The organism is Jeongeupia wiesaeckerbachi, from assembly GCF_050916355.1.
In the GTDB taxonomy this organism is placed as follows: Bacteria; Pseudomonadota; Gammaproteobacteria; order Burkholderiales; family Chitinibacteraceae; genus Jeongeupia; species Jeongeupia wiesaeckerbachi.
Window position 1 is genome coordinate 3,316,115 of record NZ_CP136946.1, and the last position, 19,479, is coordinate 3,335,593.

Annotated in this window: 17 protein-coding genes; 9 read left to right on the forward strand and 8 right to left on the reverse strand. The window is 63.6% G+C overall.

From position 1 onward, the window contains the following. Nucleotides 1-53 precede the first annotated feature (53 nt). The 6 genes from R0382_RS15965 to R0382_RS15990 all read right to left on the reverse strand — a co-directional run bounded on the left by R0382_RS15965 (nucleotide 54) and on the right by R0382_RS15990 (nucleotide 9,174). A complete protein-coding gene (locus R0382_RS15965) occupies nucleotides 54-1,259 on the reverse strand; it encodes an acetyl-CoA C-acyltransferase (RefSeq protein WP_432720853.1) in 1,206 nt (401 codons plus the stop codon). A 186-nt stretch (nucleotides 1,260-1,445) separates the two neighbouring features. Next, a complete protein-coding gene (locus R0382_RS15970; protein ID WP_432720854.1) occupies nucleotides 1,446-3,827 on the reverse strand; it encodes a 3-hydroxyacyl-CoA dehydrogenase/enoyl-CoA hydratase family protein in 2,382 nt (793 codons plus the stop codon). An 86-nt stretch (nucleotides 3,828-3,913) separates the two neighbouring features. After that, nucleotides 3,914-5,311 (reverse strand): OmpP1/FadL family transporter, encoded by a 1,398-nt coding sequence (locus R0382_RS15975; RefSeq protein ID WP_432720855.1) that lies wholly within the window; start codon nucleotides 5,309-5,311, stop codon nucleotides 3,914-3,916. Nucleotides 5,312-5,450: 139 nt separating this feature from the next. Beyond that, the gene (locus R0382_RS15980; RefSeq protein ID WP_432720857.1) at nucleotides 5,451-7,907 is read right to left on the reverse strand and encodes an acyl-CoA dehydrogenase; all 2,457 of its coding nucleotides are present in this window, start codon (nucleotides 7,905-7,907) and stop codon (nucleotides 5,451-5,453) included. Nucleotides 7,908-7,943: 36 nt separating this feature from the next. Next, nucleotides 7,944-8,591, reverse strand: coding sequence for a TetR/AcrR family transcriptional regulator (locus tag R0382_RS15985; protein WP_432720858.1), 648 nt, complete (start codon nucleotides 8,589-8,591; stop codon nucleotides 7,944-7,946). A gap of 175 nt (nucleotides 8,592-8,766) precedes the next feature. Continuing rightward, on the reverse strand, nucleotides 8,767-9,174 hold the full coding sequence (locus R0382_RS15990; RefSeq protein WP_432720859.1) for a YchJ family protein: 408 nt from the start codon (nucleotides 9,172-9,174) through the stop codon (nucleotides 8,767-8,769). Nucleotides 9,175-9,249: 75 nt separating this feature from the next. On the opposite strand from R0382_RS15990, the gene R0382_RS15995 reads away from it, so the two are divergent. The 7 genes from R0382_RS15995 (at nucleotide 9,250) to R0382_RS16025 (ending at nucleotide 15,473) form a co-directional block, all read left to right on the forward strand. Continuing rightward, the gene (locus tag R0382_RS15995; RefSeq protein WP_432720860.1) at nucleotides 9,250-9,927 is read left to right on the forward strand and encodes an HAD family hydrolase; all 678 of its coding nucleotides are present in this window, start codon (nucleotides 9,250-9,252) and stop codon (nucleotides 9,925-9,927) included. A gap of 3 nt (nucleotides 9,928-9,930) precedes the next feature. After that, a complete protein-coding gene (locus R0382_RS16000) occupies nucleotides 9,931-10,701 on the forward strand; it encodes a CHAD domain-containing protein (protein WP_432720861.1) in 771 nt (256 codons plus the stop codon). Nucleotides 10,702-10,983: 282 nt separating this feature from the next. Continuing rightward, complete coding sequence (locus tag R0382_RS16005; RefSeq protein ID WP_432720862.1) at nucleotides 10,984-11,487, forward strand: rhodanese-like domain-containing protein; 504 nt, start codon at nucleotides 10,984-10,986, stop codon at nucleotides 11,485-11,487. Between the two features lie 4 nt (nucleotides 11,488-11,491). Continuing rightward, nucleotides 11,492-12,457, forward strand: coding sequence for a serine O-acetyltransferase EpsC (gene epsC / locus R0382_RS16010; protein ID WP_432720863.1), 966 nt, complete (start codon nucleotides 11,492-11,494; stop codon nucleotides 12,455-12,457). Next, on the forward strand, nucleotides 12,454-12,684 hold the full coding sequence (locus R0382_RS16015) for a helix-turn-helix domain-containing protein (protein ID WP_432720865.1): 231 nt from the start codon (nucleotides 12,454-12,456) through the stop codon (nucleotides 12,682-12,684). The genes epsC and R0382_RS16015 overlap by 4 nt, the downstream gene beginning before the upstream one ends. A 106-nt stretch (nucleotides 12,685-12,790) precedes the next feature. After that, entirely contained in the window at nucleotides 12,791-13,720 is a 930-nt protein-coding gene (locus tag R0382_RS16020; protein WP_432720866.1) for a family 2A encapsulin nanocompartment shell protein, read from the forward strand. A 34-nt stretch (nucleotides 13,721-13,754) separates the two neighbouring features. Further along, nucleotides 13,755-15,473 (forward strand): family 2A encapsulin nanocompartment cargo protein cysteine desulfurase, encoded by a 1,719-nt coding sequence (locus tag R0382_RS16025; protein ID WP_432720867.1) that lies wholly within the window; start codon nucleotides 13,755-13,757, stop codon nucleotides 15,471-15,473. Nucleotides 15,474-15,539: 66 nt separating this feature from the next. Here R0382_RS16025 and dut read toward each other — a convergent pair whose 3' ends face one another. Both dut and coaBC read right to left on the reverse strand, forming a co-directional pair. Next, nucleotides 15,540-15,989 (reverse strand): dUTP diphosphatase, encoded by a 450-nt coding sequence (gene dut / locus R0382_RS16030; protein WP_432720868.1) that lies wholly within the window; start codon nucleotides 15,987-15,989, stop codon nucleotides 15,540-15,542. Further along, complete coding sequence (gene coaBC / locus R0382_RS16035) at nucleotides 15,986-17,179, reverse strand: bifunctional phosphopantothenoylcysteine decarboxylase/phosphopantothenate--cysteine ligase CoaBC (RefSeq protein WP_432720869.1); 1,194 nt, start codon at nucleotides 17,177-17,179, stop codon at nucleotides 15,986-15,988. Before coaBC ends, dut begins: the two co-directional genes overlap by 4 nt. 55 nt (nucleotides 17,180-17,234) lie before the next feature. Here coaBC and radC point away from each other — a divergent pair, with 55 nt between their 5' ends. Continuing rightward, nucleotides 17,235-17,909 (forward strand): RadC family protein, encoded by a 675-nt coding sequence (gene radC, locus R0382_RS16040; RefSeq protein WP_432720870.1) that lies wholly within the window; start codon nucleotides 17,235-17,237, stop codon nucleotides 17,907-17,909. A 324-nt stretch (nucleotides 17,910-18,233) separates the two neighbouring features. Further along, nucleotides 18,234-19,442 carry a branched-chain amino acid ABC transporter substrate-binding protein gene (locus R0382_RS16045; RefSeq protein ID WP_432720871.1) on the forward strand — a complete coding sequence of 403 codons (1,209 nt, stop codon included), beginning with the start codon at nucleotides 18,234-18,236 and terminating at the stop codon, nucleotides 19,440-19,442. Nucleotides 19,443-19,479 lie beyond the last annotated feature (37 nt).

Consider the following 19,479-nt stretch of genomic DNA (forward strand, 5'->3'; position numbering starts at 1 on the left):
AGCCCACGGGATAAGCGTGGGCAAAGACAGGCAGAGTCAAACTCGTTGCGGCCTCACAGCACCTGAATGATGCCGGCGGCGCCCATGCCGGTGCCGATACACATCGTCACCATGCCGTAGGCACCCGGCTTGCCCTGACGGCGCAGGCCATGGATCAGCGTGGCGGCGCGGATGGCGCCGGTGGCACCGAGCGGATGGCCGAGCGCAATCGCCCCCCCGTTCGGATTCACCTTGCTCATATCCAGACCCAGATCACGGCTGACGGCCAGCGCCTGTGCGGCGAAGGCTTCGTTCAGCTCGATCCACGACAGATCATTCAGGCTCAAACCGGCTTGTTTCAGCGCGGCCGGAATCGCTTCCTTCGGACCGATGCCCATGATCGCCGGCGGCACGCCCTTGACCGCGAAGGTCGTGAACTTGGCCAGCGGCGTCAGGTTGTATTCCTTCAGGACCTTTTCCGACACCAGGATCAGCGCGCCGGCACCGTCCGACATCTGCGAGCTGTTGCCGGCGGTGACCGAACCCTTGGCCGCGAACACGGTCTTGAGCTTGGCCAGGCCTTCGAGGCTGGTACCTGCGCGCGGACCTTCGTCGGTCGTCAGCGTTTTGTTCACCAGCTCGACTTCGCCGGTCGCCAGATTCGGTACGCGGTAGGTGACGTCGAGCGGGGTGATTTCGTCGGCAAACGCGCCCGATTCGATCGCCGCCAGCGCGCGGTGGTGCGATTCGACCGCGAACGCATCCTGATCCTCGCGGCTGACGTTCCACTGGTTGGCGACCTTCTCGGCGGTCAGACCCATGCCGAAGGCGATCGCCATGTTCTCGTTGTTGGCGAAGAACTCGGGGTTCAGCGCGATCTTGTTGCCCATCATCGGCACCATCGACATCGACTCGGCGCCGGCGGCGATCATCACGTCGGCCTCGCCGACGCGGATCCGGTCGGCGGCCATCGATACGGCGTTGATGCCCGACGAGCAGAAGCGGTTGATGGTGATGCCGCCGACGGTATCGGGCAGGCCGGCGAGCAGCGCGCCGATCCGCGCCATATTCATACCCTGCTCGGCCTCCGGCATCGCGCAGCCGACGACGACGTCGTCGACACGCGCCGGATCGAGCCCCGGCACCTGCGCCATCGCGCCCTTGATCACATGCGCCAGCATGTCGTCCGGACGCACGTTCTTCATCATGCCGCGCGGTGCCTTGCCCACCGGGGTGCGGGTCGCAGCGACGATATAGACTTCCTGAATCTGTTTGCTCATGGGAGAGCTCCTAAGCATTCATCGGGCGGAAACCGCCCACTTTCAAATCGGGGAGAAACGGGTCAGCAAGCGTAGCGAGGCGGCGCAGGGCAAGGAGCAGGAGCACAGCGACCGGAATGGACATGAGTCCATGAGGATCGCGCGCACCGCACGACGCAGTCATGCGCCGCCGCAGTAGCTTGATGATCAGTTTCTGAGAGGCTTGTTGTTCTCTAGCATGTACATGATCCGTTCCTGGGTCTTGCCCTTCTTCAACAGCCCCATGAAGCGCTCACGTTCGAGCTTGAGTATCCATTCCTCGTTGACCAGCGTGCCGGCGTCGACGTCGCCACCGGTGACCACCTCGGCGATCTGCACACCGATGTGATAGTCGTACTTCGAGATGAAGCCACCCTCGAGCATATTGATCAGCTGCCCCTGGATCGTCGCGGCACCGGTGCGGCCGGCGACCGGGAAGGCCTTCGGCTTCACCGGCGCGCGGTAGCCGGTCGCGGCCAGCGCGCGGACCTGCGCCTGGGCGACGAACAGCAGCTCGTTGCTGTTGAACAGCACAATGTCCGATTCCTTCAGATAGCCGATCTGCTGGCCTTCCTCGGCGCTGGTGCCGACCTTGGCCATCGCCATCGCCATGTAGTAGTCCTTCAGTACCGCAAGGATGTCGCCGCCCTTGGCCTCGCGGCTGGCGCGCAGTGCGAACTCCTTGCAGCCGCCGCCGGCCGGCAGCAAGCCGACACCGACTTCGACCAGGCCGATATAGGTTTCGACCGCCGCGACCACGCGGGCGCAGTGCATCAGGAACTCGCAACCGCCGCCAAAGGCATAACCCTGAGCCGCGCCAACCACCGGCACCTTGGCGTACTTGATTGCCATCGATGCCTTCTGGAATTCGGCAACCATGTTTTCGATCGCGTTGAAATCACCGGTCATGAACGCCGGGCCCATGCTCGCCAGATCGGCGCCGACCGAGAACGGCGCATCCGGATGCCAGATCACCAGGCCCTGGAAGCGCGCTTCGGCGATGCGGATCGCTTCCTGCACACCGGCCAGCACATTGGCGCCGATGGCATGCGCCTTGGTCTTGAACGACAGCACCGGGACATCGGTCGCTGCCGGCGGCAGCCACATCCGCACACTGTCGTTCTCGAACACGGTTTCGCCGTAGTTCGGCTCGGCATCGCCGACGAGTTGCGGCGGATAGAGCTGGCGACCGTAGACCGGCAGCGTCGAGCGAACGATCAGCTTGTTCTGCGCGGCACTGTACGAACCCGCCGCTGCGTGCACGCCATCAACTTGGCCAACCCAGGCCGGCAACGGTGTCGACGCCATGGCCTTGCCGGCGGCGATATCGGCACTCACGGCCTCAAACACGGCCTGCCAGCCGGCTGCTTGCCACAGCTCGAACGGACCTTGCTTCCAGCCAAAGCCCCAGCGGATCGCGAAATCGATATCGCGCGCCGAATCGGCGATGCCGTCGAGCAAGGTCGCAACGTAATGCCACACATCGCGCAAGCAGGCCCAGAGGAATTGCGCTTCCGGATGCGACGACTCGCGCAATGCCTTGACCTTGGCGGCCGGGTCTTCGATCTTCAGGATCGCCTTGACCTCGTCGCTGCCCTTCTGGCCCGACGGCACATATTCGCCGGCCTTCGGATCGAGCACGAGAATGTCACGGCCTTCTTTCTTATAGATGCCGCCACGAGTCTTCTGACCCAGCGCGCCCTTTTCGATCAGCGCGGCCAGCCAGGCCGGGCTCTTGTAATACGCCGCCCACGGATCATTCGGCAGATTGTCGGTCATCGTCTTGACGACGTGCGCGAAGGTATCCAGGCCGACCACGTCGGCGGTGCGGAAGGTCGCCGACTTCGGACGGCCCATGCGCGGGCCGGTCAGATCGTCGACGACGTCGAAACGGATGCCGAATTGTTCGGCGTGATGAATCGTCGCCAGCATCGAGAACACACCGATGCGGTTGGCGATGAAGTTCGGAGTGTCCTTGGCGCGCACCACGCCCTTGCCCAGACGGGTGACCAGGAAGGTCTCCAGCGCGTCGAGCTCGGCGGTGTCGGTGCCGGCGGTCGGGATCAGCTCCACAAGGTACATATAGCGCGGCGGGTTGAAGAAGTGGATACCGCAGAAGCGGGACTTCAATTCACCCGGTACGCCGTCGGCCAGTTTCTGGATCGAGAGGCCTGAGGTATTGGTCGCGAGAATCGCGTGCGGCGCCAGATGCGGGGCGATCTTGGCGTACAGATCAAGCTTCCAGTCCAGCCGTTCGGCGATCGCTTCGATCACCAGGTCACAGTCGCCCAGCAAAGCCAGATCGCTGCCGTAGTTCGCGGCTTCAATCAGGTCGGCACGCATCGCCGACATCAGCGGCGCGGGCTTGAGCTTCTTGAGGTTGTCGATGGCCTTGAGCACGATGCCGTTGGCCGGGCCTTCCTTGGCCGGCAGATCGAAGAGCACGGTGTCGATACCGGCGTTGGCGAGATGGGCGGCGATTTGCGCCCCCATGACACCGGCGCCGAGCACCGCAACCTTGCGGATCTGTTTCTGCGATACGTTAGACATGCATTATCCCCGCGTGGAAAACGCCCCCAAAGGCGACGGCCGGCTGGCCGCCGCAGCGGACGGGTTACCCCGCCCGCTGTTCTGCCTTAGAAGCGATAGTTGATTTGCGCGCCAAAAATATTGGCGTAGGTCTTGAAGTCAGCCTTGGTCGTCGTGCCGCTGCCGGTACATCCATTGGCCGCCGAGCATTCCTTGTTGTTCATGCTCGCGTCCTTGAAGTCGACAAAGGTGTACGCGACGTCGACCGACAGGTTCTTGCTGAAAGCATAGTTGGCACCGATCGAATACCAGATCCGGTCGCTGTCAGGCAGCGTCGCGATCCGCTCGGCGTCGCTCGGCACCGGGCTCTGGTCGTAGGCCAGACCGAAGCGCAGCAACAGCGGATCGTTGAGCTGATAGGTCGCGCCAAGCGAGTAGCGGCTGGTGTTCTTCCAGTCCTGCTCGATCACCGCATCCGGCAGGCCGGTATCGAACTTCAGCCTCAGCTCGTCGAAATTCGAATTCCAGGTGTAGGTCCAGTCACCCATGATGGCGAACTGCGAATTGATCGCCTTGTAGAAGTTCAGCGAGAACGAATCCGGCGTATCGATATCGGCCGTGCCGGTACCGCTGCGATAGCCCTTGAGCGCCAGATTGCCGATCACCGTCGCATCGAGCGCGCCCAGACCCAGCGTGCTCGGACGCGACCAGCTGGCATCGCCTTCGAGCTTGTGGCTGATGCTCGAACGGTAGGCGGTGCCGATGCGCAGCGTCGGATCGACCTGCCACATGGCGCCCAGATTGAAGCCAAAGCCCCAATCGTCCCCGTCATAATCGAGCGCACCGTCGTACTGGCCGGTGCCCGCCACCAGGCGCGGATTGCGCGCCGCCAGCGGCTGGCCTCCAACGACCGTTGCACCGGCCTGCGTACCGAAGTCGGCACGTTTCTTGAACTTGCCGTCCATGTACTCCGCGGTCAAACCGGCACCGACCGAGAACTGGTCGTTGATCTTGAACGCGAAGGTCGGGTTGATCGCGACGGTCTTCAGATCCAGATTGTTGCCGTTGTAGCGGCCGACCCAGTCGCTGTTGTATTCGATCGCATCGCCGAACGGCACGAACACACCGAGGCCGATCCACATCTGGTCATTGAGCTGATGCGAAACATAAAGCTGCGGCACGGCCACCGGCGACGTCGGATCGCCCGGGCTGCCACCGCTGATCGGACGGCCTGCAGCCGTCGTTGCGCTGACGTTTTCGGCCTTGACGTGCGGGTCGACGACGACCAGACCACCCGACACATTGGTGCCTGGCAGATAGGTCATGCCCGCCGGGTTGTAGAAAATCGTCGTGGCATCCTGAGCCGCCGCACCCGCCGCATTGGCGACACCTTGTGCGCTGACGCTCTGGACCCCGAAGTTGTAGCCGGATGCGTTGGCACCAGCCGCTGCCACGGCCAGGCTCCCTGCACCAATCATGCGCAACGCAAAGGCGATTCTGTTCATTCGTGCTCTCCTTAGACGCAGCAGTGCTGCAAGCTTTGTTTATCAATCACTCTTTTCAAACGAGCGATTTATCTATGGTTCGGCACTTGACGATGTAGTGTCAATAATCACACTACCTATCGCCCCGTTTCGTTGCAGTTCAGATCACTTTGCGGTGGATTGCACCGGAATCGGCCATCGCCAGTTGCGGATCAAAGTCGTCGACCATGATCACTTCACGCTTCAGACGACGCGCCCGCTGTACGGCGGCAAACTCGATGTCGTTGATCAGGCCCTTGTTGCGCGCATCGTCAAGCTTGTCCTGCGCGGTAATCCCGACGAGCTGGCCCTTGCGTTGCGCGCTGCGCAGCTTGCCTTCGAGCGCCTCGGTTTCGATCACCGCTTTCAATGCATGCTCAAGCACGCCAACGGCATCGTTCTCGTCCTTCGAGCGATACATGTAGTGCACCAGGCGATCACGTGCTGCGGACGGCTCCATCAAGAGCTTGGCGACCTGGGTACCGGTGCGGTCGGACGCCGGCTTGTACGACGCACCGAGCGGGAACACCACGCGGCGCATCATCCAGGCCAGCGCACCGCTCGGGTGGTTGGCGAGGAAACCGTTCATGGCCTCCTGACAATCGAACAGCGCGGTCTCGACGGCCCAGCGCAGCAGCGGCAGATCATCGGCCGGCGCACCGTCATCCTCGAACTTCTTCAGCGACGCGGTGGCGATGTACAGGTTCGACAGCATGTCACCAAGACGGGCCGACAGCTTTTCCTTGAACTTGAGGCTGCCGCCGAGCGACGCCATGCCCATGTCGGCGAGGAAGGCGAACGCCGACGACATCCGCGTGATATCGCGGTAGTACTGCGCGGTCGGGCCGTTCTTGCCACCGCCGGCCAGCTTGGCGCCGCTCACGCCGAGCACCAGTGCGCGCACCGCGTTCGACACCGTGAAGCCGATATGGCCGATCACCGCGTCGTCAAATGCCTTGCCGTCATTGCCCATCGCCGCGCGCATTTCCTTCAGCACGAACGGATGGCAGCGAATCGCGCCCTGACCGAAGATGATCATCGACCGGGTGAGGATGTTCGCGCCCTCGACGGTAATCGCCACCGGAATCGCGCCGTAACCGAGCGCCAGATAGTTGCGCGGACCGGTGCAGACCGCCTTGCCGGCATGGACGTCCATCGCGTCGTTGATGGTCTTACGCATGCGTTCGGTGTTGTGGTACTTGAGGATGCCCGACAGCACCGACGGCTTTTCGCCCAGGTCGAGCGCGGTCAGCGCCAGACGCTGCGCGGCGTCCATCTGATAGGTAAAGCCACCGATCCGGCCCAGCGCTTCGTCGACGCCCTCGAACTTGCCGATCGACATGCCGAATTGGTTGCGGATGCGGGCATACGCGCCGGTGGTATACGAGGCGAGCTTGCCCGAGGCGACCGACATCGCCGGCAGCGAAATGCAGCGGCCAACCGACAGGCACTCGACCAGCATGCGCCAGCCCTGGCCGACGTAGTCCTTGCCGCCGATGATCCAGTCCATCGGGATGAACACGTCCTTGCCCCAGTTCGGGCCGTTCTGGAACGTCGCGGTACCCGGATAGTGGCGGCGGCCGATGCTCACGCCTTCGTGGTTGGTCGGAATCAGCGCGCAGGTGATGCCGATGTCTTCCTTCTCACCGAGCAGGTGTTCGGGGTCGTACAACTTGAACGCCAGCCCGAGCACGGTCGCGACCGGGCCGAGGGTGATATAGCGCTTTTCCCAGGTCACGCGCATGCCGAGTACGTTGTCGTGCTTCTCGCCGGTGCGCGGATCGGTGTAGCTGCCGCGGCAGACGATGCCGTAGTCGGGAATGCCGCCGGCGTCCGAGCCCGCTTCAGGGCTGGTCAGCGCAAAGCACGGGATGTCGATGCCCTTGGCCAGTCGCGGCAGGTAGTAGTTCTTCTGCGCATCGGTGCCGTAGTGCTGCAGCAATTCACCCGGGCCGAGCGAATTCGGCACCATCACCGTCACCGCCGCCGAACCCGAACGGGTAGCGATCTTGGTGACGACGCGGGCATGGGCGTAGTTGGAGAATTCCTTGCCGCCGAATTCCTTCTTGATGATCATGCCGAGGAAACCGTTGTCCTTGATGAACTGCCAGACTTCGGGCGGCAGATCCTTGGTTTCCTGGGTGATCTGCCAGTCGTCGAGCATCTGGCACAAGGTTTCGGTCGGCCCGTTCAGGAAGGCTTCTTCCTCGGCCGACAGCTTCGGCGCCGGATAGCTGTGCAGCTTGGCGTAGTCGGGCTTGCCCGAGAACAGATCCCGATCCCACCAGACGGTGCCGGCGTCGATCGCTTCCTGTTCGGTTTGCGACATCGGCGGGGTGATTTTCTTGAAGACAGAGAACAGCGGACCGGTCACGATCACGCGGCGCAGCGGCTTGAGGTTCAGTACGGCGAGGACGGAGAGCGCGCCTGCGCCCCAGCCCCAGTGCGCACCTTGCGCGGCGATACAGTAGCCCAGACCAGCCAGGACCACGAGGGACGTCAGCCACAACGGTGCACGCCGATAGGCAAGCACCAGAAAGGCGACCAGAACGACGGCGATTCCGATCAGTGCGGTCATGATGAACTCTCTCCTCTTGAGGGGAAAACGCGGACGTCAGCCAGCGGCTGGGGCATTAAGCCCGCCGACGACAAACGGCAGCAGCATGCGCGCGACCAGCTCCGGGTCCCGCGCGTTGACGATGGGTTGCGCCATGAACAGACGCAGCACGTTGTTGCCGGCGAACGCGTTGAACAGCGCGCTCGTCAGAAAATGGAAGCGCCAGTGCAGTTCGAGCTCGGACAGATGCGGCATCGCCTTGCCCAGCGCGGAGATGTAGCGGCGCGAGACTTCGCCGTAGCGGCGCGGCATGCTTTCCTTCAGCGCCGGATGCGGCTCGACGAAGGTGCGGGCCAACAACTTCACGAACAGCTGGCCGCCGTAGTCGGGCTCGTTGCCCATCTGCAGCGCCGCATTGGTGAAGGCATGGACGATCTGCAGCGCGCTCGGCACCGGATTGGCGCGCTCGGCTTCGTCCAGATGCGCCAGCATCAGTTGCGAGAACGGCTCGGCGCGGCGCTCGAATACCGCTTTGAACAGCCCGTCCTTGGAGCCGAAGTAGTAATTGACCGCGGCGATGTTGACGCCGGCAGCCTGCGTGATCAGTCGCATCGACGTGGCGTGGAAGCCGTGTTCGACAAACAGCGTCTCCGCCGCATCGAGGATGCGCGCCGAGGTTTCGAGTGCTTTGGCCGATTCAGCCATGTTGTGCTCCTTGTGTTTTGTAATCGACCGATCACAATTTCAAACACATGTTTGAAAAGTACGCCACACCTTGATCATCGTCAAGACATAAAGCAAACGATCGTTTTAATTTTGGTGCATTCGCACCACATCAGCTCATCGGGCACCACACGGGTGCCCGCTCAGACACGGCAACTCAGCCCGCCTCGGCATCGACGTCGCCGTCGATGTAAAGCCAGCCCAACTGCGGATCCCGGCGGAACCGGCTGCGCTCGCTCAGGCGCTCCGCCTTGCCACCCACCTTGTAGAACGCCGTGAACGCCACCTCGGCCTTCTCACCGGCCGGCCAGTGCCCGGCGACCTCGAGCCGCAGCCATTTGATCGGCGCGCCGTCAGCCAGATCGAGCGATGCCGGACGCGTCTCCGGCGCCCAACTGGCCAGCAGATAGGCTTCGTCGCCCAGCACGTAGGCGCTATAGCGCGAACGCATCAGCGCCTCGGCATTCGGTGTCTGCTGTCCGGCGTGATATTGGCCGCAGCAGGTAACATAGCTGCGGCCACTGCCGCAGGGACAGACGTCGGTGGGTTTTTGGAGTTTGCTCATCACTTCCCTCACGCTGCGACCGCCAGGCCGCATCGGTTAAACTAAGGCTTTACCAGTAAGACGGGATTATCTTCGATGCAGCCCTTCCCCGCGCGTGGTGCGATTTTCGATATGGACGGTCTGCTGCTCGATACCGAACGGATCGCCTGCCAGGCATGGCAACATGCCGCCGACGAACTGGGCCTGTCGATTGCCGAACCGATCGTGCTCGGTATGGTCGGCATGCACTCAAGCAAGGTTCACGCCTACCTGTCCAGCGAACTGGGCAGCGACTTCCCGATCGACGCCATCCGTACGGCGACGCACCGCCACTATCTGCAACTGACCGATGCACCGATCCCGCACAAGCCGGGGGTGCTCGAACTGTTCGAGTGGTTCCGTAGCCGCGGCGTGCCGATCGCCGTCGCCACGTCGACGCGACGCAGCATCGCCGAGCACCATCTCAAGGCCGCCGGACTCTGGTCCTATCTGAGCGCCAGCCGCTGCGGCGACGAGATCGAACACCCGAAGCCGGCGCCGGACATCTACCTCGCCGCCGCCAGTGCGCTGGGCGTGGCAGCCCACGATTGCTTCGCCTTCGAGGACTCGAACTTCGGCGTCAAAGCCGCACACTCGGCCGGCTGCCGCGTCGCGATGATCCCCGACCTGCGCCAACCCGATGCGCACACCCAGTCGCTGAAGGTACCGGTCCTCGACTCATTGCACGATGCGTTGAGCTGGGTACACAAGCAGATCGCCACCGAGCAGGCCTGAACCATGAACCGGCTGCAACGCTGGCAACACCAACTCAAACTTGATGCGCGAGCCATCGAAACGGCGTACCGGGCGCTGCTCGGTGGCAGCGAGGCCCCGGAAGCATTGCATACGCTGCGCGTCGCGCTGCGCAGCCTGCGGGCCCGCCTGACTCCGTTCGCCGACCACCCGGACATCGCGCACATTCGCGCCGGGCTCGGCGCGCTGGCACATGACACCAATGCCTTGCGTGACGACGAAGTCATGCGCGCACTGCTGGCCACGCTGCCGGGCAGCGGACCGCTGCTGGCGACATTGGCGCCGGACACCGACAACGCCAAGCTGGCCACGGTACTTGCCCTGCACGGCCCCGCCATCGACGCCTTGCCGCTGCGCGTCATGACCGCTGCCGCACAATTCGACGCCGCATATCTCGAATCGGCCAGCCGTACCACTACGCGTCGTGCCCGCCGAAAATTGCAACTCGGCCTGAGCGCACTCACGCCGTCAACACCGGCACACGATTGGCACGCAGCCCGCCTACTGGTCAAGAAAGCCCGCTACCTGCACGACGGACAAACGCTCTGGCTCGCACCCCGCTGGCAAGGCTTCGGCAAGCAATGCAAGCCGGCGCAGGAAGCACTCGGCCATTTGCATGATCTGGATGTGCTGCACGACCGCTACGGCCACCAGTTCAGCCCTGCGCTCGACGCGGCATGGCAGCTGGCGCGCCGCAACGGGCTCATTGCCGCCGACGCGGCCGTCTGGACGCTGGACAGGGCACTGAACGGCTAATCGCTACATGCCAGGATCGCCCACCGAATCAGCCCCGCAACGGGGCTTTTTTTCCGTCCGCCGCAACGCGATCCGCACACCGTGTGCAGCCCAATGACCCGACCGGCCTCCGTCCCGCCAGCCTGATGGCGATCGCCGCCCAAGTCTTACGTAAATAAATAACAATTAGGAATAAATTGGATATTTGATATTCCTTTACGCAAATTTTGCTGATTCTTATCCTGCGCAAATCAGATCGCGCCAACCGGTACCGCGATATGGCCCCGACAGGAGAAGAAGCATATGTCCACCACCGCAACCGCCCCTCAAACCGAACCTCGCACCGAAACACATTCTGTAAGCACACACCCGCTGCTGGTTGTCGCCCGCCAGCGTATCGATGACGCACAACCGCCCTTCGCGGGCAGCGTCACGCCACAGGAAGCATGGCAACTGGTCGAGGACGGCGCGGCCCAGCTGGTCGACGTGCGCTCGCCCGAGGAAGTGAAGTTCGTCGGCGCCGTGCCCGACACCGTCAATGTCCCCTGGGCTTCCGGTACGGCGCTGAGCCGCAATCCGCGCTTCGTGAAGGAACTGGAAACCAAGGCCGGCGGCAAGGACGCGGTGCTGCTCCTGCTGTGCCGCAGCGGCAAACGCTCGGCCGAAGCCGCAACCGCCGCCAGCAAGGCAGGCTTCACCCAGGTATTCAACGTACTGGAAGGCTTCGAAGGCGAGCTGGATGCACAGCAACATCGCGGTGCGCTCGACGGCTGGCGCCATCATGGCCTGCCCTGGCAGCAGGGCTGAACCCATGAAGATTGCCGATACGCCACCACTCGTCGCACCTGCCGCCGACAGCAGCCTGTGGCCGCTGCACCAGATCGTCGCCGACCTGCGCACCATCCGCAGCCAGTGGCGGGCCGCCCAGCAACGCCTGCCCGAACCCAGTAGTCGCGAGCTGCCGTCCCGCGACGTTCTGAACACGATCGCCCATGCCCTGCGCGGCGCGCTGTTTCCACTGCGGCTGGGGCCTGCCGACCTGCGCCCGGCCAGCGAGGATTTCTACGTCGGCCATACGCTCGACTCGGCGCTCAATGCCCTGCTCGGCCAGGTCAAGCTTGAGTTGCACTTCGCCGAACGCCCACGTTCGGACGATGCCGGCGCACAGCTCGACCAGCAGGCCCGCGACATCGTGCGGACCTTTGCCACCGGTTTGCCGGATATCCGCCGGCTACTCGACAGCGATGTCGAAGCCGCCTACCTCGGCGATCCGGCCGCGCGCAGCGTCGACGAGATCCTGCTGTGCTACCCCGGCATCATCGCCATCATCCACCACCGGCTTGCCCACGCCCTGTACGTGCTCGGTGTCCCGCTGCTGGCTCGCATCGTCGCCGAACTCGCGCACGCCGAAACCGGCATCGACATCCACCCGGGCGCGCAGATCGGGCGCGGTTTCTTCATCGATCACGGCACCGGCGTCGTGATCGGCGAAACGGCCGTCATCGGCGAACGCGTGCGGCTGTATCAGGCGGTCACGCTCGGTGCCAAGCGCTTCGACACCGACGCCAGCGGCGCATTGCACAAGGGCCGCCCCCGCCACCCCACGGTTGGTGACGACGTCGTGATCTACGCCGGTGCCACGATTCTCGGCCGCATCACCATCGGCCACGGCTCGGCGATCGGCGGCAACGTCTGGCTGACGCGCAGTGTTCCGCCGGGCAGCGTGATCACACAGGCTAACCTGCGCCAACAGACGCCGGACGAGGCCACGACATGACGAACCGTTATTTGCATTTCGGCCAGGTCATCCGGCATGCACGCGAATCCCATGCCTGGTCGCAGGAGGCGCTCGCAGAACGTGCCGACCTCAACCGCTCCTATCTGGGCGAGATCGAGCGTGGTGTCGTGGTGCCGTCGCTGCACACGATGGCCAAACTCGCGCTGGCGCTGGACCTCAAGCTGTCCGAACTGGTGGCGCGCTGCGAGGAAACCTCCGCGGCCTGAGCCCAAGCCCCCGTCCTGCCGGCATTGATGGCGATAGCATGTTGAACCAACGTCATACCAAGAGGATATTTGCTTATTCCATTTGAACATAAACAGGAGCCGTTTGATGTCCGCCCAACAAGACCCGCAACTGGCACTCGGCGACAACGCCGCCCGCCAGCTTGCGAATGCCACCAAGACCGTCCCCCAGCTTTCGATCATCACCCCGCGCTGGCTGACGCATTTGCTGCAGTGGCAACCGGTCGAGGCCGGCATCTACCGCCTCAACAAGGTCAAGAATCCGCTCGACGTGCGCGTGGCGTGCTCGCAGCGCGATGAAGCCGAACTGCCGAACACCTTCGTCGCTTACGACGAGCAGCCGCGCGAGTACTTCCTCAATGCCGTCACCACGGTGCTGGACGTGCACACCCGCGTGTCGGACCTGTATTCGAGCCCGCACGACCAGATCAAGGAACAGCTGCGCCTGACGGTCGAAACGATCAAGGAACGGCAGGAAAGCGAGCTGATCAACAACCCGGATTACGGCCTGCTGGCCAATGTCGCCGACGAACAGCGCATCTCGACGCTGACCGGTGCGCCGACACCGGACGATATGGACGACCTGATCACCAAGGTCTGGAAAGAGCCCGGCTTCTTCCTCACCCACCCGCTGGCGATTGCCGCATTCGGCCGCGAATGCACCCGTCGTGGCGTGCCGCCGCCGACCGTCAGCCTGTTCGGCTCGCAGTTCCTGACCTGGCGCGGCATTCCGCTGGTGCCGTCGGACAAGGTGCCGGTTGAAGATGGCAAGACCAAAATCCTGCTGATCCGCAGCGGTGAAAAACGCCAAGGCGTGGTCGGTCTGTTCCAGCCTGGCTTGGCTGGCGAACAAAGCCCGGGCCTGTCGGTGCGCTTCATGGGCATCAACCGCAACGCGATCGCCTCGTACCTGATCTCGCTGTATTGCTCGCTGGCCGTGCTGTCGGACGACGCACTGGCTGTCCTCGATGATGTGGAAATCGGCAAGTACCATGACTATCCAGACACTTACAAGTGAGGCGGTTCCGGCAGGCTTGCCGGACGAGCTGAGCTTGGCACAACTGGCTGGCGAGTTTTTTTCCGCCCTGCCCGGCAATCCGCTGGACGAGTTGCGCAACCGTGCCACGCCGCCGCGCGCGGCCGAGCCGGCCATCGTGCTCGGCAGCGGCTCACCGGCGCTGGCACCGGTCTCGCCTCCGAGCGAGGCTCCGGCCGGTACTGGCGTACCCCGTAGCAGCGCCGCCCAGCCCGGCGTGCCGGAAGGCTATGCCGCAGCCTTGCCGGGTGTGCCCGCGCCATCGGCACCGTCCGCATCGTCGCCGTTCTACTTCCTCGACCACGGCTATCCGGCCGGCGCCGGTCTGGTGGTCCCGGACCAGATCGCCGTCCAGCCGTTCGGGTTTCCCGGTGACGCGGCATTGCGCTCGTTGCTGGCGGAGATCGATCATCGCCCGCCGACATCGGCAGCACCATCCGGCTCCAGCGGCCACTTCTACTTCCTGGATCCGCTGACCGAGCGCCGGCAGACCACCGCGCCGCAGCAGCCCGTCAGCAGCGCGACGATCGACGTCAACCGGATACGGCGCGACTTCCCCATCCTGCAGGAACGGGTGAACGGCAAGCCGCTGATCTGGCTCGACAACGCGGCGACGACGCACAAACCGCAATCGGTCATCGACCGGATCTCGTATTTCTACGCGCACGAGAACTCCAACATCCACCGCGCCGCGCATGAACTGGCCGCGCGGGCCACGGACGCCTACGAGGCGGCTAGGCAAAAGGTGACGAAGTTTCTGGGCGCGGCTTCGCCGGACGAAATCATCTTCGTGCGCGGCGCCACCGAGGCGATCAACCTCGTGGCCAAAAGCTGGGGCGCAGCCAATATCGGCGCGGGCGACGAAATCATCGTTTCCAATCTCGAGCACCACGCCAACATCGTGCCGTGGCAGCAGCTGGCCGCCGAAAAAGGCGCACGCATCCGCGTGATTCCGGTCGACGACAGCGGCCAGATCCTGTTGGACGAGTACCGCAAGTTGCTCAACAGCCGTACCCGGCTGGTGGCAGTCACGCAGGTTTCCAATGCGCTGGGCACCATCACGCCGATCCACGAGATCGTTGCGCTGGCGCACGGCGTGGGCGCCAAGGTACTGGTCGACGGCGCACAGGCGGTCTCGCATCTGCGCGTCAACGTTCAGGCCATGGATGCGGATTTCTACGTGTTCTCCGGCCACAAGGTGTTCGCCCCGACCGGCATTGGCGTGGTCTATGGCAAGAAGGCGATTCTCGACCAGATGCCACCGTGGCAAGGCGGCGGCAACATGATTGCCGACGTCACCTTCGAGCGCACGCTGTATCACGGCGCACCGGCGCGTTTCGAGGCGGGCACCGGCAACATTGCCGATGCGGTCGGTCTGGGAGCCGCGATCGACTACATCGAGCAGCTGGGTCTGGACAACATCGCCGCCTACGAACACGCCCTGCTCGACTACGCCACGCACGGCTTGCGCGGTATTCCCGGACTGAGGCTGATCGGCACCGCACAACACAAGACCAGCGTGGCGTCGTTCGTGCTGCAGGGCTATCGCACCGAGGAAGTCGGCGACGCACTCAACCGCGAAGGCATCGCCGTGCGTTCGGGCCACCATTGCGCGCAACCGATTTTGCGCCGCTTCGGCGTCGAGGCCACCGTGCGGCCGTCGCTGGCTTTCTACAACACCTGCGAAGAGGTCGACCGGCTCGTCAGCGTAGTGCGCGGTCTGGCGCGGCGCTAAAGAACGGGTTGGTCATGAAAAAAGCGGGACAGTTGTCCCGCTTTTTTTTCGACCGTTGCGTGGGTGTCAGTGCTTGCCGGTACTGCCAAAGCCACCCTCACCACGCTCGCTCTCGGCGAAATCGTCGACGATATTGAACGCCACCTGCACCACCGGCACGATGACGAGCTGGGCAATCCGCTCCATCGGCTGCACCGTGAACGCCTGACTGCCGCGATTCCACACCGAGACGAAAATCTGCCCCTGGTAATCCGAATCGATCAGGCCGACCAGATTGCCCAGCACGATGCCGTGCTTATGACCAAGGCCGGAACGCGGCAGGATCATCGCCGCCAGTCCGGCATTCTCGAGATGGATCGCAATGCCGGTCGGCACCAGCGAGGTTGCCCCCGGTGCCAGTTCCAGCGGCGCATCCAGACAAGCGCGCAGATCGAGTCCGGCTGCGCCTGGCGTTGCGTACTCTGGCAGGTTGTCCTTGAGGCGATCATCGAGAATCTTGACGTCGAGCTGGGTCATGCGCTTCTTCCTTGTTTGGCGTACAGCTTGGCAATATGGGTAATCATCCGGCGCGCCACGTCGAGCTTGGGCCCCCGCGGCAGGCGATGCTCGCCTTCATCGTCGAGCAGGATGACTTCGTTGTCGTCGGCGCCCATCGCCTGCTGCACCAGATTGGCGGCGAGCAAAGGCAGATGCTTGCGGCGGCGCTTGGCTTCGGCGTACTCGAGCAGGTTTTCGGATTCGGCCGCGAAACCGACGCAGAACGGCGGCACATCACGGCAGGCGATCTTGGCGAGGATGTCGGTATTCGGCGCCAGTTCCAGCGTCAGGATATGCGCGTCTTTCTTGATTTTGTGCTCGCTCTGGTTGAGCACATAGTAGTCGGCGACCGCCGCCACCGAGATGAAGATATCGGTGTGATCGACTTCGGCCTCGACCGCGGTCAGCATGTCCTGCGCCGACTTGACGTCGATACGCCGCGCATCGAGCGGCGTCGGCAGCGACGTGTCGCCGGCAACCAGCACGACCTCGGCGCCGGCCTCGCGCGCGGCGCGCGCCAGTGCGAAACCCATCTTGCCCGAGCTGGTGTTGGTGATGCCACGGACCGCGTCGATGCGCTCGAAGGTCGGCCCGGCGGTCAGCAGCACGCGCTTGCCCGCCAGCGGCTTGGGCTGGAACGCGGCTTCGAGTCTCAGCATGATCTCTTCAGGCTCGATCATCCGGCCCAGACCGACCTCGCCGCAGGCCTGCTCGCCGGCCGCCGGGCCGAGGATGAACACGCCGTCATCGCGCAGTTGCTGCACATTGCGCTGATTCGGCGGGTTTTCCCACATCTGCCGGTTCATCGCCGGCACAACGAACAGCGGGCAATCGCGCGCGGCGATCAGCGTCGACAGCAAGTCGTCGGCAAAACCGTGCGCAGTCTTGGCGATCAGATCGGCGGTGGCGGGCGCCAGCACCAGCGCTTCGGCACCACGTGTCAGCTGAATATGCGCCATGCCATTACTGATCTCGGGTGCCCACATCTGCTGGTACACCGGCCGGCCGGACAAGGCCTGAAACGTCACAGGCGTGACAAAACGCGCGCCCGCGTCGGTCAAGACGACGTCGACCAGCCAGCCGGCCTTGACCATCAACCGGGTCAGCTCGGCCGCCTTGTAGGCGGCAATCCCGCCCGAAACGCCAAGCACGATGCGTTTTTGCTTCATTGCAGGCCCTTGCTTATAACGAGGTTTCTCATCCGAACAAGTTTACCCGAGAAGCATGCCAATCACCGACTGGCCCGCCGGCGAAAGACCGCGGGAAAAGTTGCTTAACCTCGGTGCCTCGGCACTGTCCGAGGCCGAGTTATTGGCCATTTTTCTGCGCGTCGGCCTGCCGGGCAAAAGCGCTGTCGACCTCGCGCGCGACCTGCTCGCCCATTTCGGCTCGCTCGCCGCGCTCTTCGCCGCGCCGCGGCCGGCTTTTGCCGCCGTTCCCGGCATGGGCGATGCCAAGTTCGCGCAACTGCAAGCCGTGCTCGAAATGGCCAGGCGCACGCTGAAGGAAGAACTACACCAGGCCAGCGCGCTCGATTCGCCCGATGCGGTCCGCGGCTACCTGGGGCTGTTGCTGCGCCATCGAGACATCGAAGTGTTCGTCGCGCTGTTTCTCGATACCTCGCACCGGGTCATCGCGTGCGAAGAACTGTCCCACGGCAGCCTGTCGGAAACCCGCGTTTACCCGCGCGAACTGGCGCGGCGCGCGCTGGCGCACAACGCTGCGGCGGTCATCGTCGCGCACAACCACCCTTCCGGCCGCGCCGATGCCTCCGAAGCCGACCGCCTGCTGACCCGCCAGCTTGTACAGACGCTGAGCCTGATCGATGTCCGCCTGCTGGACCATTTTCTCGTCGCCGGCCCACAGGTCGAATCGTTTGCCGAACGTGGCTGGATGTAGCCGCCCCCAGGGGCGCTCGAAACGTGCCCCCGGTCGATGCGCCGATCCAACACCCAGCAAACCACCTTTGTCATGCCGGAGTCATCCATCTGTCGGCGCTAAACGCTTGCTTTAATGGACAAAGCCACCAAAGTCGTCATTCGTTTCAATACCGCGGGCCTGTTGCATTTGCTGCACCCGGGAAAAGCCGGATTTGACAGCATTTCTGCGGCCTCCCCATGATGATTTCCAGCATTACATTGCGCTGTTACGGCCATTCTGGCCGAACACTGTGACCATACGGATCGGACGCAATACCGGATCTACCAACTGGGGAACGAGAGCATGAGCATCGCACGTTACAGCCTGATCGCAGCCGCAGTGCTGTCGATTTCCGCCTGCGGCAAGCAGGAACCGGCCCAGCAGGCCGCCAGCGAGCCGGCCGCGTCGGCCGCTTCCGCAGCGCCTTCGGGCGGTGGCGACACGGTCAAGATCGGCCATGCCGCGCCGCTGACCGGCAACATCGCCCACCTCGGCAAGGACAACGAGTACGGCGTGAAGATGGCGATCGACGAGATCAACGATGCCGGCGGTGCCGATATCGGCGGCAAGAAGGTCAAGTTCGAACTGGTGTCGGAAGACGACCAGGCCGACCCGAAAACCGCAACCACCGTTGCACAGCGCTTCGTCGACCAGAAAGTCGTCGGCGTCGTCGGTCACCTGAACTCGGGCACGACAATTCCGGCCTCGAAGATCTACTCCGACGCCGGTCTCCCGCAGGTTTCGCCGTCGGCCACCGCCGTCGCCTACACCGCGCAAGGCTTCAAGACCACTTTCCGCGTGATGGCCAACGACGCGCAACAGGGCAAGGTACTGGGCGAATTCGCCGCAACCAAGCTCGGCGCGAAGAAAGTCGCGATCGTCGACGACCGCACCGCTTACGGCCAGGGTCTGGCCGACGAGTTCGAAAAAGCCGCAAAGGCATCGGGTGCCGAAGTCGTGAAGCGCGAATTCACGACCAATCAGGAAACCGACTTCAACGCCATTCTGACCAGCATCAAGGGTGCCAAACCGGACCTGATCTTCTACGGCGGCATGGACGCGCAGGCGGCACCGCTGAAGAAGCAGGCCAAGAAGCTGGGCATCGGCGCCAAGATCATGGGCGGCGACGGCACGCAGACGCCGGAATTCATCAAGCTGTCCGGCAGCGACTCGGAAGGCATGATTTCGTCGAGCCCGGGCATGCCAAAGGAACAGATGCCAGGCGGCCAGGCCTTCCTCGACAAGTTCAAGGCCAAGTTCGGCACCGAAGTTCAGCTGTACGCGCCGTACTGCTATGACTCGGTCAAGGTACTGGTCGAAGCGATGAAGAAAGCAGGCTCGACCGAGCCGGCCAAATACCTGCCGGAACTGTCGAAGATCGAGTACCAGGGCGTAACCGGCAATGTGTCGTTCGACGACAAGGGCGACCTGAAGAACGGCCCGATCACCCTCTATCAGGTAAAGGGTGGCAAGTGGGAAGTTCTCGAGATCGCTGGCGGCGCAGCAAAGTAAGCCCCGGCATCGATAAGGCGGCGTCTTCGGACGCCGT